This is a genomic window from Allobosea sp. BK604 (genome assembly GCF_004341515.1).
Taxonomy (GTDB): Bacteria; Pseudomonadota; Alphaproteobacteria; order Rhizobiales; family Beijerinckiaceae; genus Allobosea.
The window spans coordinates 226,385-240,715 of sequence record NZ_SLZF01000004.1; the positions used below are offsets into that span (position 1 = coordinate 226,385).

General features: G+C 66.1%; 11 protein-coding genes. 7 read left to right on the top strand and 4 right to left on the bottom strand.

Translation table 11 applies throughout. The features are described 5' to 3' along the window. Positions 1-39 precede the first annotated feature (39 nt). Complete coding sequence (locus EV560_RS14205; protein ID WP_131856433.1) at positions 40-669, bottom strand: DUF3306 domain-containing protein; 630 nt, start codon at positions 667-669, stop codon at positions 40-42. Positions 670-1,153: 484 nt separating this feature from the next. Here EV560_RS14205 and EV560_RS14210 point away from each other — a divergent pair, with 484 nt between their 5' ends. Further along, entirely contained in the window at positions 1,154-1,870 is a 717-nt protein-coding gene (locus EV560_RS14210; protein ID WP_131856763.1) for a nitroreductase, read from the top strand. Between the two features lie 233 nt (positions 1,871-2,103). After that, positions 2,104-3,021, top strand: coding sequence for an MBL fold metallo-hydrolase (locus EV560_RS14215; protein ID WP_131856434.1), 918 nt, complete (start codon positions 2,104-2,106; stop codon positions 3,019-3,021). A gap of 72 nt (positions 3,022-3,093) precedes the next feature. Here EV560_RS14215 and EV560_RS14220 read toward each other — a convergent pair whose 3' ends face one another. Together EV560_RS14220 and EV560_RS14225 are read right to left on the bottom strand one after the other, a co-directional pair. After that, the gene (locus tag EV560_RS14220; protein ID WP_165923463.1) at positions 3,094-3,819 is read right to left on the bottom strand and encodes a helix-turn-helix transcriptional regulator; all 726 of its coding nucleotides are present in this window, start codon (positions 3,817-3,819) and stop codon (positions 3,094-3,096) included. Between the two features lie 493 nt (positions 3,820-4,312). Next, positions 4,313-5,494 carry an alpha/beta hydrolase gene (locus EV560_RS14225; protein WP_248312045.1) on the bottom strand — a complete coding sequence of 394 codons (1,182 nt, stop codon included), beginning with the start codon at positions 5,492-5,494 and terminating at the stop codon, positions 4,313-4,315. 354 nt (positions 5,495-5,848) lie between these two features. Between EV560_RS14225 and EV560_RS14230 the strand changes: the two genes are divergently transcribed. The 5 genes from EV560_RS14230 to EV560_RS14250 all read left to right on the top strand — a co-directional run bounded on the left by EV560_RS14230 (position 5,849) and on the right by EV560_RS14250 (position 12,660). Then, a complete protein-coding gene (locus tag EV560_RS14230; protein WP_131856436.1) occupies positions 5,849-7,399 on the top strand; it encodes an AbgT family transporter in 1,551 nt (516 codons plus the stop codon). Positions 7,400-7,444: 45 nt separating this feature from the next. Beyond that, on the top strand, positions 7,445-8,659 hold the full coding sequence (locus EV560_RS14235) for a M20/M25/M40 family metallo-hydrolase (RefSeq protein WP_131856437.1): 1,215 nt from the start codon (positions 7,445-7,447) through the stop codon (positions 8,657-8,659). A 53-nt stretch (positions 8,660-8,712) separates the two neighbouring features. Beyond that, complete coding sequence (locus tag EV560_RS14240) at positions 8,713-10,542, top strand: SLC13 family permease (RefSeq protein WP_131856438.1); 1,830 nt, start codon at positions 8,713-8,715, stop codon at positions 10,540-10,542. Positions 10,543-10,824: 282 nt separating this feature from the next. Beyond that, the gene (locus tag EV560_RS14245; protein WP_131856439.1) at positions 10,825-11,070 is read left to right on the top strand and encodes a hypothetical protein; all 246 of its coding nucleotides are present in this window, start codon (positions 10,825-10,827) and stop codon (positions 11,068-11,070) included. 141 nt (positions 11,071-11,211) lie between these two features. Then, positions 11,212-12,660, top strand: coding sequence for a metal-dependent hydrolase family protein (locus tag EV560_RS14250; protein WP_131856440.1), 1,449 nt, complete (start codon positions 11,212-11,214; stop codon positions 12,658-12,660). Between the two features lie 135 nt (positions 12,661-12,795). Here the strand turns inward: EV560_RS14250 and EV560_RS14255 are convergent, their stop codons facing one another. Continuing rightward, the gene (locus EV560_RS14255) at positions 12,796-14,136 is read right to left on the bottom strand and encodes a PQQ-dependent sugar dehydrogenase (RefSeq protein WP_131856441.1); all 1,341 of its coding nucleotides are present in this window, start codon (positions 14,134-14,136) and stop codon (positions 12,796-12,798) included. Positions 14,137-14,331 lie beyond the last annotated feature (195 nt).

A 14,331-nucleotide genomic window follows, 5' to 3' on the forward strand; every position in this document is an offset into this window, starting at 1 on the left:
TCGGGCCCGGCAGCGCGCGGGGCGGACACATCCAGCGCCTCACCACCACGCGCCCGGACTCAGCCATGGCGCCAGAGCCGAGGCTTTGACCGGCTTGGCGCGCTCGATCTCGAGCGTGCGTTCGAGCCTCGCCACGGCTTCCCCGATCATCTCCGCCGAGGGCTCGATCAGCGCGTAGCCGGGAGCGCCTCCGGGCGTGTTGTAGTCATGGGCATAGTCGAGCGCGGCGCTGACGAAATCGCGGATGGCCGGATCGATCAGCCACATGCGCCGCATCGCGGCGGCTCTGAGTTCCCAAGGGACCGATGGCTGCATGAACGCGATCAGGCTGTGGCTCGGCAGCAGGTCCTCGACGCGCGGAAGTTCGAAGTTCGGCCCTTCAGGGAGTAATTCCTCGCCTGGGGCCCGCTCTGCGCCCAGCGCGATCGACGGCGCCGGCTCCAGAGCGGAGCGGCAGCCAATCTGGACAGTTCGATATGCCGGGATGGGCCGAGCCGTCGAACAGTCCACGGCGGCGAGGGATCTTTCCCATGTGGAATTCGCCCGGCAAGGCGCCGCCAGCAGGATGGCCAGGCCAAGCGCGGTCAGCGCAGTGCGAGCAATACCATTGCAAGATCGCGCGCGTCGGCCAGTCGGGATGCCGCCGGCCCTGTTCCGGGAGGTCCTCATGGTGGTGCCCTCGCTCGTCGGCCGGAATGGCCGCGGGCAGGAGGCTAGGTTGGCGGCGACGTCGGAAGCGATCGGGTTCGAAGCCGAGGATCGGCCATACCAAGGTTTAGGGCGCTATGACCGACTGATAGGTTTCGGACGCTTCGGTATTGATCACGGGTGAATCCGCCAATCCCTGCCGGTCCAGCTTGCAACTGGCTTTCTCAGCTCGGACTCATGCCGGGAGCGCAACGCGTTCGGCAATCTCGGGCGGGTCCGATGCACCCTTCATCAATTCGCCTTTGCCACGCGGTGCGGGCCGGTTCAGCAGTGCTGGAACGCTCAGGCCCCAGGGCGCCACGCGTCCCATCGGACGACCCTCGACATTGGTATGCCCGCCCTGAACCTATGTCGTAGGCGGGCAGGCACAGCGCAGAATGGGCCGCTCCCCTTCGAGCTTGGTACGGCTTCATCGCTGGAATTCAGCAAGCGAAGGGGACTGATCATGGACGTGTATGAGGCGGTTACAAGCCGGCGCGCGGTCCGCGGGTTCACCGACCAGCCGATCCCGAAGGAGGTGCTGGAGCGTGTTCTCTCCGCCGCGGCCTCGGCGCCGTCCGGATCGAATCTCCAGCCTTGGAACATCTATCTCGTGACCGGCGCGGCCTTGGCCGAGCTCAAGAAGCGCGCCGGCAGACGCGTGGTAGCGCGGGACTCCTGGGACGAGCGGGAATACGAGATGTATCCGTCCGAACTGAAGTCTCCTTATCACCAGCGCCGGTCGGCCTTCGGCCGTGACCGCTATGGCGCACTCGGCATCGCGAAGGACGACTGGGAGGCAAGCCAGAGGGCGGCTGCGGCGAACTGGGATTGCTTCGGCGCGCCCGCTGCACTGTTCTGCTACATCGACCGTGACCTGGGCTTTCCGCAATGGGCCGATCTCGGCATGTACCTGCAAACCTTCATGCTGCTGCTGCGCAGTGAAGGCTTGCACAGCTGCCCGCAAATGGCCTGGTCGGTCTATCGCAAGACCGTCGCCGAGATCCTGACTCCGCCCGAAAGGCTCATGCTCTTCTGCGGCATGTCGATCGGATACGAGGACGTCACCGCGCCCTACATTCGCAATGCCCGGGCCCCGCTCGAGGAAACCGTCACGTTCGTCGACACCGCCCCGCAACAATCGGCGCAGACGGCGCGCGACGGTACGCTGCTGGGAGTTTGAGCCCAGGTCCCTGCACTCATGAAGTCTCCGCGCTCATCAGGGCGATGCGGCGTTCGAAGCGCGATTGCGCAGGGCACGTGATGGCACCGACGACCTCGGGCGTCGGCAGCACCAATACCGGGGGATGGCTCGCGCTGTCCCTCGAAACGATCCAGGGCGAACGGGCCTCAACTCGGAGGCGCCGATGCCGTGGGTAAGACGGCAAGCAGGAGACACATCAACAGGAGACGAACATGAGCTTGGACACTATCCCACACCCCGCCGGACGGGCCTCCGACGAGCTGGTCCCGTCGCGCTACGCGTTGCAGGTCGGCCAGATCGAAGTCCTGGTGATCAGCGATGGAGTGCTGCCGATACCCGCACCGATCATGGCGCATAACGTCGATCCGGCCGTGCGCGCGGCCTGGCTGGACGATATGTTCCTGCCGCCGGAAATGCTGGATTGGCCGTTGAACGTCGTCGTGGTCCGCAGCGGCGGCCAGACCATCCTCATCGACGCGGGGCTGGGGATGGACCCGGACCTGGAGCTGCCGCGGGCCGGGCGCCTGGTCCAACGCTTGCAGGCCGCAGGCATCGACCTCGCATCCGTGACGGACGTGGTGCTGACCCATATGCACATGGACCATATTGGCGGGCTCCTCGTCGACGGGATGAAGGAGCAGCTGCGTCCGGATCTGCGGATCCATGTGGCGGCCGCTGAGCTCAAATTCTGGGAGGCGCCCGATTTCTCACGCGCCTTCATGCCGCCGGGGTTTCCTGACGCGCTCCAGCGGGCGGCCAAACGGTTCGTCAGCCTCTACGGCAGCCAGTTGCGGCCATTCGAGGAGGAGTACGAGGTTGCGCCGGGGGTTGTCGTCCGTCGCACGGGTGGCCATACCCCCGGGCACAGCGTGGTCCGTCTGGCATCCGGCGGCGACCGGCTGACCTTCGCCGGCGACGCCGTGTTCCAGGTCGGATTCGACCGCCCCGACTGGCATAATGGCTTCGAACACGACCCCGAGGAGGCGGCGCGGGTCCGCGTCGATCTCTTGCGGGAGCTGGCGGCGACCCGCGAGCCGCTGGTGGCGACCCACTTGCCCTTCCCGTCCGTCTGCCATGTGGCGGTCGCCGGCGGCGCCTTTCGTTGCGTGCCCACCGTCTGGGATTACTGAGCGCTCGCCGCACCAGGATACGAAACCAAGAAGCTGGATCATCGCACCGGATACGATATCCGGTGCGATGGTCTAGAAGCTGGGCGCGATAGCGGGTGTCGCGTTGGGGAAGGCGAGGCCAGGCGGTTCCGCGGAGAGTCTGGCGAGGCTCCGCTCGCGCGCCTCGGTGGGGCTGCAGCCGAATTCGCGCCGGAATGCCCGGCTGAATGTCGAGTGATCCATGAAGCCCACCTCATTGCCGATGACGTGGATCGACAGGCCATCGCGCGGCGCGGCGAGGCGGCGATGGGCCTCGCGCAATCTTTCACGGTTGATGAAATGCGCCACGCCGCCCGTGCTCTCGAAGAACCGGTAGAGCTTGGAGCGGGACATCGCCAACAGCCGCGCGAGCTGATCCGGGCCGAATTCCGGCGAGGCCATGTTCTGACGGACGACCAGGCGGGCCCGGTCGATCAGAAGCGCGGCGATCGGCGCCTCCGCAGCCTCCGAACGTTCCGGCCGCGGTGCGATGCAGGCTGCGACGAGCGAACAGGTCGCAGCCGCCAGGCCTTGGGCCCGCTCTTGCGAAATATGCGGCAGCTGCCGCGCGAGATTGTCCATATAGCCGGCAAGCAGGGCCGCGAGCTCCGGGTGGATCTCCGGCTCGGGCACCAGCGCGAACGCGTCGGGTTCATCCCGGCAGAAATCCAGCGGCAGGAACAGCGTCAGCACGTCCGTGTCCGTGCTTCGCGCCTCGAACGGTCCATCCAGCGATTGGAAGCTGAGGCTGCCCTGGTGCGGCGTCGCGACGGCGAGCAAATCCTGTCGGTCGGCGCAGGAATGTGCGAGCACGACGCACCAATGATCGGGGAATGACCGTGGGCGATGCTGCCAACGGCGGTCCGAGGCGTCGTGGTAGAGCGTCCTCGTGAACACGACATCCCCGAACATCCAGCAGGACAGTGCGGCCTGGGCTGTCTCTGCGGCGTCCAGTTCCGGTAGCAGGGCGCTCGTCTCCGCCAGCAGCGACTGCCAGGCGGCGAGCCGATTATCCGGGTGCAAATCCTTGATGGTCGAGCGCCGGACGAGAGCAGCCTCAGGCGCTTCCGGACTGGTAAAAGAGAGAACACGCACGACGTCCTCCTTCCAGTTGCTTCAATGCAATTTAGACTCGGGCAACCCGCGAAAAGATTGGTTTCTAACATCTGCCGAAGAAAGTGTGGCGTCCCAAGCCAGAATTGGCAAGCAATAAGCCGATGAAAATTTATAACTTGGCCGAAGCGACTGCCGCCATGCGACAATTCGGCTCTCGTCAGCGCGGCGAGGCCGCATCGAATACGCGGATCGGCGCGGTGACGAGCAGAGTTGCTGCCGAACCCAGCGCATCGGCCGCCGCCAGTGGTGCGGACGCGTCGGAATCGGTGATGACCTGTCCCTGCAGCAGCCTGTCGCCGATGAGCCGAACCGCCTGCGGGCTGGCGGCATAGAGGTCGTGGTTGATGCGGTCGCCGGCATTGATGGCGCTGAGATCGAGCACGGTGATGCCCGAGAGGCCCGCGAGTTGCTGCTGGTACTCGTCGCGCGTCAGGTCGATGCCGCCGAGCCGCGTCGCGCCGCGGGAGATGAAGCGGGAAAGCTGCAGCGCCCGGTCGTTCTGCGAGACGAACAGCGTGATCTGCGGCCGCTGCGGCCCCATATCCTCGACCTGCCGCCTGAACACGCCGACATCGAGATCGGGCGAGGCGAGGATCAGGTTGCTGATCTTTTTCGGCACGCCGCCGCGCTCCAGCGCGAGCTGCCGGACAGCTTCAACCGCCGGCCAACTCCCCATGGAATGGGCGAGGATGACGATCTCGCCGACCGAAGGGGCGTTCGCCGCCGTCTTCAGGAGGTAGGCGAGGTCCGAGCGCGAATAGGACGCGTTGTCGAAATCGCGGCTGTAGTCGAGCAGATGGCCGCGCGAGGGCCACGAGAACAGGACGGGAGCAGCCTTGGCGTCCGCATCATGCGTCAATTGGGCGAAGCGGAAGACCGCCCGGTCGAACGGGGTGTTGAACCCGTGCACGAAGACGAAGACGCGCTTTCGGCCGCCCGTCATCCGGAACCAGCTCGCGAGATCCGATTTCGCCACGGGACTGGCCGAGGTGACGACGAAGTCCGTGGCCGGATTGCCCGGCACGCTGCGCGGCAATTGGATCGTGCCGACCTCGCGCTGCCTGGGAATGGAGACGACGATATTGCTGAACGAAACGCCGTCGCCGCGCTCGCCACTATAGAGCACGCCGGCCTCGTTCGAGGGCGCGCGCGTGGTCGCTGCGAGCATGTCGACGCGGTCGGTTCCGGGCGCAGGCGCGACCGGCACGAGCATGCCGCTCGGCGCCGAAGCGCAGCCCGCGAGGGCGAGGGCCAGCAGGGGCCCGACGCGGCGGAGCAACCTGCCGAAGGAGTAGCGATCGGCCCTGCCGTCATGCCCTGTGCCGCTCGTCGGTCTCACGTCGACCTCGCTCCGTCCGCCGCACGAGATCGGGGCTTCCGATTGCCGTCAGGATAAAGAACGCGCCCGGCAGCGGCAACATGATGAAATCCGGCGCCCGCCTCCTGGCAATCGCCATTCCAGCCGCTTTTGTCCGTATTTCGACTTGTTCCGGAAGAGGAGGCGACGTTCCGAGGCGAGATCGCCGCCAAGTTTGGGACAGGCAGCCCAAGTTTTGGGATTCTGTGCCGATGCCGATTCCGCGCGGAGAACTATGGTCCCGGGCTGAGGATCCGGGCCGCTGTCCGGCGGTCATGCCTGCTGCGTCGCATCTACTTTCGAGGCGCGGAGACCTTCGGCACGGGGGAAAACGACATGACACTCGCGAGCGCCGCGCCCAAGACGACCATGCAGAAATTTCTCGATACGGTCGAGAAAGTCGGGAACATGGTTCCACATCCCGTGGTCATCTTCCTGATCCTGATCGGCATCGTCATCGTGCTGTCGGCGGTGCTCAGCCTGTTCGGCGCGGCGGTCTCCTTCGAGCGCATCAACGCGGAAACGCATCAGGTCGAACGCGCGACCACCGAGATCCGGAGCCTGCTGAATATCGACGGCATCCGCTTCATGTACTCGTCACTGATCCCGAACTTCATGGGCTTCACTGCTGTCGGCCTGATGATCGTCGCGATGATCGGTGCCGGCGTCGCCGAGGAGTCCGGCCTCGTCACCGCACTGATCCGCAAGCTCGTCATCGTCTCGCCCGGCTGGGCCCTGACCTACATCCTGTCCTTCGTCGGCATCATCGCCAGCATCGCGGCCGATGCCGGCTATCTCGTGCTGATCCCGCTTGCCGGCATCGCCTATCTCGCGGTCGGACGGCATCCGCTCGCCGGCCTCGCGCTCGGCTTCGCGGCGGTCGCCGGCGCCTTCACCGTCAATATGCTGATCAAGCCGCTCGACGCCGTCCTCGTCGAGTTCACCAATGACGCAGCCCATCTCGTCGACCCCAACCGGTCGATCGGCCTGGCCTCGAATGTCTGGTTCTCCTTCGCCTCGGTGTTGTTCCTGACAGTCGTGATCGCCTTCATCACCGATCGGGTCGTCGCGCCGCGCCTGGGTACCTACGATCCCGCGCTCGCCGCCGAGGGCACCACCACGGAGCAGGGCGCCGCCCTGTCCGAGCAGGAATCGCGCGGCCTGCGCTTCGCCGGTCTCGGCCTGCTCGCGCTGATCGCGGTGTTCTGCCTGCTGACGCTGCCCTCGGGCGCGCCGCTGCGCAACCCGACCACGGGTGAGTTGATCGGCAACTCGCCGTTCATGAACGGGCTCATCGCGCTGATCATGCTGATGTTCCTGGTGACCGGCTGGGCTTATGGCATCGGCGCAGGCACGCTGAAGACCTTGCCGGAGGTAATCGCGGCGATCGAGAAATCGATCAAGAATCTCGGCGGCACGATCTTCCTGTTCTTCGTGCTCAGCCAGTTCGTCGCCTATTTCACCTATACCAACATGGGCACGGTGATGGCGCTCAGCCTGTCCGGCGTGCTGCAATCGGCCAATATCGGCGCCTTGCCGCTGCTGCTCGGCTTCATCGTCGTGGTCGCGATCATCGATCTCCTGCTGACCGGCGCCATCGCCAAATGGGCGATCTTCGCCCCGGTCTTCGTGCCGCTGCTGATGAAGCTCGGCGTCGAGCCCGAGGCCGTGCTGGCGGCCTATCGCGTCGGCGACTCGCCGATGAACGCGATCACTCCGCTCAACGCCTATTTCGCGCTCGTCGTCGGCTTCGCCCAGAAATACGACAAGTCCGCAGGCGTGGGCACGATCGTCTCGCTGATGCTGCCCTATGTCGTGTGGATCTTCGTGCTCTGGACCGCGCTCTTCGCCGTCTGGAAGATGCTCGGCCTGCCCTGGGGGCTGTGACGGCCGATCGCGCGACCCGACGCTGATTGAACTTCAAACGACCGGATGGATGTCATGAGCAACGTTTCCGTTCCCCTCGACGTCGAGGCCGCGATCGCCCACCTGATGAATTTCCTCTCGGTCGAGGGCGTCACGGGGCAGGAGGCCAATATCGCGGCGGCCGTCAGCGAGGCCCTGAAGAAGGTCGGCGTGCCGGCTTCCGCGATCCGCTTCGACGATGCCAACAAGCGCATTCCATTGCCGACGCAGACCGGCAACCTGATCGTCGACCTGCCGGGCACGAAGCCCGGCCCGCGCCTGCTGTTCTCGACCCATCTCGACACCGTGCCGCTCTGCGCCGGCGCCAAGCCGCGGCGTGAGGGCGAGCGGATCGTCTCGGACGGCACCACCGCGCTCGGCGGCGATGCCCGCACCGGCGTCGCGCTGCTGGTCGTGCTGGCGGAAACGCTGATCAAGCACAAGCTCCCCCATCCGCCGATCACGCTGCTGTTCACGGTTCGCGAGGAAAGCGGCCTGCACGGCGCCCGCGAGCTGAATCCGGCGGATCTCGGCGGCGCGGTGATGTGCGTCAATGTCGATGGCCAGCTCGCCTCCGAGCTGATCACAGGCGCGGTCGGTCAGGAGAACTGGGAGGTCGAGATCAAGGGCCGCGCCTCGCATGCGGGCGTCGCGCCGGAAAAGGGCATCTCGGCCACGCTCGTCGGCGCGATCGGCCTGTCGGAGGCGCATAATGCCGGCTGGTTCGGCAAGGTCGTCAAATCCGACGGCCGCGGCACCAGCAATGTCGGCATTTTCGGCGGCAAGGGCGGCTCGGTCGCCGCCGGCGACGCGACCAACGTCGTCACCGACTACGCTTTCATCCGGGGCGAGGCGCGCAGCCCGGAGCTCAGCTTCGCCAGCCAGATCGTCGATGGCTACGAGGCCGCCTTCGCCAAGGCGAAGGCTGCGGTCAAGGATCATGAGGGCGACACCGCCGAGGTGAGCTTCAAGCGTCAGGCGGCCTATCCGCCCTTCGAACTCGGCAAGGACACCCCGGTCGTGCGGCGCGCCAAGAAGGCGCTCGGAATGCTCGGCATCGAGCCGAACCTGCTCTTCTCCAATGGCGGGCTCGATGCCAACTGGCTCGACAAGCACGGCGTGCCGACGATCACCATCGGCGCCGGCCAGGCCGAGATCCACACCATCAAGGAATATGTCAGGCTCGACGAATACGAGAAGGGCTGCCGGCTCGGCATCCTGATGGCGACGCTCGAAGATTGAGTTTCCTCGATGCGCCGGCTGGCGGCCCAACGGGCTTAACAGGGAGCTGATGCGTGAGTCCGATAGCCTATACCGGCATCATCGTCGCCATAGCCGTCGTCCTCTTCGTCACGAACAAGGTTCCTGTCGTGCTCGTCGCGATGGGCACGGCGTTGGGCCTCTGGGCGACCGGGGTGCTCACCTTGCCGCAGGCGCTCGGTGGCCTCGGCGATCCCGCGGTCATCTTCATCGCTTCGCTCTTCGTGGTGAGCTCGGGGCTCGAGGTCACCGGCGTCACGGCCTGGGCCGGCCAGCTCCTGATCAAGGGAGCGGGTGAGGAGAGCCGGACACGGCTCCTTCTCCTCATGATGGGGCTGGTCGCGTTGCTCGTCGCGCTGATCAGCCTGAACGGGGCCGTGGCCGCCCTGCTGCCCGTCGTCGTCGTCATCGCGGTCCGCCTCAAGCGCAATTCCTCGCAGCTGCTGATGCCGCTCGTCTTCGCCGGGCATGCGGGCTCGATGCTCGCGCTGACCGGGACGCCCGTCAACGTGCTGGTATCCGAGGCGGGGCTCGATATCGGTGTCGGTGGCTTCGGCTTCTTCGAGTTCGCGCTCGCCGGGATTCCGCTGCTGGCCGGCACGATGGCGATCATCATCCTCTTCGGGGAAAAGCTGCTGCCTGAACGCAACGGCGCGACGATGCCGGCCGATTTCAGTCGTCACGCCAAGACACTGGTCGAGCAATACGGCCTGGCGAGCGGCGTCCATCAGCTGCGCATCCGCGCGACCTGTCCCTATGTCGGCGCTGCATCCAGTGCGATCAAGCTCGATGAATGGCCCGGGCTCCAGCTCGTGGCCGTTCAGGATCGCGATACGACGGGCCCGCTGCGCCGCACCGAGATCTCGGAGGGCGATCATCTGCTGCTGCGTGGCGACGCGGAGGCCGCCGCTGATTTCGCGGCGCGCATGCATCTCGCCTTTCGCGAGGATGGTGTGGGCGACAGCGAGGAAACCCTGTTCAACCGGCGCTCAGGCCTGGCCGAGGTGGTGATCCCGCCACGTTCCGGCCTGATCGGCCAGACCGTCTTTCCGGGCATGGTCACTCCAAGTGGCGACCTCATCGTCCTCGCGATCCAGCGTGGCGCGGGTGAGGCTCCGAGCGTCGGCGCGACCAAGGCGGCGGGCGTGGCGCTGCAGTCAGGCGACACCATGCTGCTGCAAGGCACCTGGAAGGCGCTCGACACGCATCTCGACGATCCCGATGTCCTCGTCGTCAGCTCCCCCGAGCTGGTGCGGCGCCAGGCCGTGCCGATGGGGCCGGGGGCCAAGCAGGCGATCATCATCCTGCTCGCGATGGTCCTGCTGCTCGCCACCGGCGTCGTTCCGTCCGCCGTGGCAGGGCTGCTCGCGGCCGGTGCCATCATTCTCTGCGGCATCATGACCGTCGAGCAATCCTATCGCGCGATCAGCTGGACCACGGTGATCCTGGTCGGCGCGATGATGCCGCTCTCGACCGCGATGATCGAGACCGGGGCGGCGAAGATGCTGGCCGACCACCTTGTCTCGCTCGTGGGCGACGCCGGACCGACCGCGTTGCTCGCGGGCCTGTTCGTTCTGACTGCGATCATGGGCCAGCTGATCAGCAATACCGCGACGGCGTTGATCGTCATCCCGATCGGCGTCGCAGCGGCTACGAGCATGGGCATCTCGCCGCGGCCAGTGCTGATGAGCACCGCCGTCGCTGCCGCCGGGGCATTCCTGACGCCCATCGCCACGCCGACCAACCTGATGGTGATGGGGCCGGGCGGCTATGTCTTCAGCGACTACTGGAAGCTCGGCCTGCCGCTGCTGATCTGGTTCTTCGTGGTGGCGGTCTTCATCGTGCCGCTGATCTGGCGCTTCTAGAGCATTTTCGAGCGAAGTGGATGCCGGTTCGCGTGAAGAAAATGCGTCAAAACAAATAGATAGAGCATTTTCGCGATTCGAAGAAACGCGGAAATGCTCTAGCGCATCGGCCCGAAGGGTTGCGGTTTTCGGGCAATGCCGATGCGGAAATACGGAGCGAGATCCGCGATGACGTGCCCTTGGGCGCGAGCAACGTTCCGCCGGCCCGGCGCTTCAGCCCGCTGGCTTGGAACGACCGGACACATTGGCGTCGGGTCGGGTTTTGAAGCCTAGGAGGTTCCATTGATCAATCTTCGCGTGGCGGCGGTTGCCGTCGGACTCGCGCTCGGGGCGTTCAGCTCCGGCGGCGCCTCGGCAGCTCCGGTCTCGGCGGGTGGTGTCGCCCAGGGAAATCTCGGCATCGAGCTGGCACAGTGGCATAGTTCGCGCGGGCGTCATGTCCGTGGCCGATGCTGGTGGGAGACCCGCCGGATGCGCGACCATCGCGGTCGCTGGACCACGCGCCGCGTCCAGGTCTGCCCGCGCTAGGCGAGCTTGCCCGCCTGCGGATGCATTCCGGTTCGGATCTTCGTATCTGTGCGAAGTACCGAGGGCGGGATCGAAGAGCGAGGCGAGGCCCCGGCGAAGCGCCTCGCCCGAATTGATCGACGTAGCCTTGGGAGCGCGATGATGATCAGGGTCGGAGCGAAATATCAGCATCTCATCGGCAGCGGCGGCTGCGTCTGCCACAATCCGCAGATGCGGAAGGTGTCGCAGCGCCTCACCGATTTCTCGCGCCGCGGCTTCCTGGCCGGACTGGGCGCCGCGCTGGTCGCGGCAGGACGACCCGCACCGGTGCTCGCGGCGCCGGCGGTCTCCGGCGGCACGGTCCTGTTCCGGAACCTGCGTCTCTTCGACGGCAAGGCCGATACGCTGCGCAGCGGAATCCAGGTGCTGGTCGAGGGCGGCCGGATCGCCGCCGTCGACACCACCAACAGCGCGCCGCCCGCCGATGCCCGCACGATCGATTGCGGCGGCCGGGTGCTGATGCCGGGCCTGATCGACGCGCACTGGCACGCGCTGTTCGCCGCGGTGCCCCTGGCAATCCTGATGGCGGCGGATCCCGGCTATATCTTTGCCGTCGCCACGGCCGAGGCCGAGCGCACCTTGCTGCGCGGCTTCACGACGATCCGCGACCTCGGCGGCCCCGTCTACTCCTTCAAGCGGGCGATCGACGACGGGGTGATCGCCGGACCGCGCATCTACCCGTCCGGGCCGATGATCACCACCTCCGGCGGCCATGGCGACCTGCGCCAGCTGACAGACCTGCCGCGTACCTCCGACCGGCTCAGCTCGGTCGAGACGCTGGGCGGCGCCATGATCGCGGACAGTGTCGGCGAGGTGCAGATGCGGACGCGCGAGCAACTGATGCAGGGCGCTTCCCAGCTGAAGATCGTTGGCGGCGGCGGCGTATCCTCGCCGCGAAGCCCGCTCGACATGTCCACCTTCAGCGAGACCGACCTGCGCGCAGCCGTTGCCGTGGCGAAGGACTGGAACACCTATGTGACCGTGCACGCCTATGCGCCGAACACGATCCAGCGCGCCATCGCCGCCGGTGCCGCCTGCATCGAGCACGCGCATCTGATGGACGAGGACACGGCGAAGCTGATGGCCGACAAGGGCGTCTGGCTGAGCATCCAGCCCTTCATGAGCGCCGAGGATTCCGTGCCGCTGACCGGCCCGAGCCAGGAGCGGCTGTTGCAGGTGGTCGCGGGAACGCACACCGCCTACGGGCTCGCGCGCAAGCACAAGCTCAAGACCGCTTTCGGCTCCGACATGCTGTTCTCGCCGGCGGTGACGGCGCGCCAGGGCACGATGCTGACACATCTCAGCAACTGGTACGGCAATGCCGAAATCCTGAAGATGGCGACATCGACCAATGCCGAGCTGATGGCCTTGTCGAATCTCCGCAATCCCTATCCGGGCCAGCTCGGCGTCATCGAGAAGGGGGCCTATGCGGACGTCCTCCTGATCGACGGCAATCCGCTGGAGACGATCGGCTTGATCGCGGACCCCGACAAGAACCTGAAGATCATCATGAAGGACGGCAAGATCTACAAGAACACGCTCGTTGGCTGAGCGGGCACCCCGGCTCCCGCAAACCCTTTCTCGCTAGAGCATTTTCGAGCGAAGTGGATACCGGTTCGCGTGAAGAAAATGCGTTAAAACAAAGGGATAGAGAATTTTCGCGATTCGGAGAAACGCGGAAATGCTCTAGCTGGTGGGAGCGGTGACCCGCCAGATCGTGTTGCCGACATCATCCGCAACGAGCAGCCCGCCCTTTGCGTCGACGAGCACGCCGACGGGGCGGCCGCGCGCTTCACCGTTCTCGCCGAGGAAGCCGTCGAGGATGGTCTTGGGCATGCCGCTCGGCTTGCCGTCCTTGAACGCGACGAAGATCACCCGGTAGCCGACGGGCGGCTTGCGATTCCAGGAACCGTGCTGGCCGATGATGGCGCCGCCTTGCAGATCAGGCCCGAGGCTTGTGCCTTCGACGAAGGTGAAGCCGAGCGAGGCCGTGTGCGAGCCGAGCGCATAGTCCGGCTTGAGCGCCTTGGCGACGAGATCCGGGCGAGGGGGCTCGATGCGCGTGTCGACATGCTGGCCGTAATAGCTGTAGGGCCAGCCATAGAAGCCGCCTTCCTTCACCGAGGTCATGTAGTCGGGCACGAGGTCATCCCCGATCTCGTCACGCTCGTTGACCGAGACCCAGAGCTCCTTGGTTGCCGGATTGAAATCGATGCCGACCGGGTTGCGCAGCCCGGAGGCGTAGACCCGGCTGCGTCCGCTCGCAGGATCGATCTCCAGGACAGCGGCGCGGTTATCTTCCTCGTTCATGCCGTTCTCGCCGACATTCGAGTTCGAGCCGACGCCGACATAGAGCTTCGAGCCGTCCTCGCTGGCCACGAGGCTCTTCGTCCAGTGGTGATTCCGGCCCGCCGGCAGGTCGGCGACCTTGGTGGGCGCCGCAGCGATCCTGGTCTCTCCCTCCTTGCAGGGCACGCGCACGAGCGCATCGGCATTCGCGACATAGAGCTGATCGCCGATCAGGGCCATTCCGAAGGGCGAGCGGAGGTTTTCGAGGAAGACAGATTTCGTCTCGGCGACGCCATCGCCATCGGCGTCGCGAAGGAGGGTGATGCGGTTGGCGCTCGGATTGCGGGCGCCGGCGCGCTTCATCAGCAGACCCTGTACCCAGCCGCGAATACCGCCGCCGCTCATGCCCTCCGGCTTGGGCGGCGCGTCGCTCTCGGCGACCAGAACGTCGCCATTCGGGAGCTGATAGAGCCAGCGCGGATGGTCGAGCCCGCTGGCGAAGGCCGAGACCTGATAGCCTGCCGCGGCCTTCGGCTTCTCTCCCTGCTTCCAGCCGACGGCCTCGGCGACCTTGACGGTCGGAAGCCAGGTCGAGCGCGGCTCCGGCAATGTCGGATCGGGACCATAGCCGGCTTCCTCCGATAGTTTGCTGCCGCCGTCGCAGGCTGCCAGGACGACCGACAAGGCGCAGATCACGGCGCCTGTCGACAGAGCAACGATCCGGTTCGATGCGGGCATGAGCCGCCTCCCGCCTGGATGACGCGCCGCGCGCTCGCGGCGTCGCATTTCAATCTCTGCGGGTGCAACGCCGGCTGCCGCGCTTTGTTCGCCGTGGTCGGGAGCCGCCGCATTGTCCCGGCAGGCTCCGGGAGCCGAACCACGTGCGGCGACGCCGTTTACCGTCCCCGACTGACGCGCTCGCGCGCCTTTCGG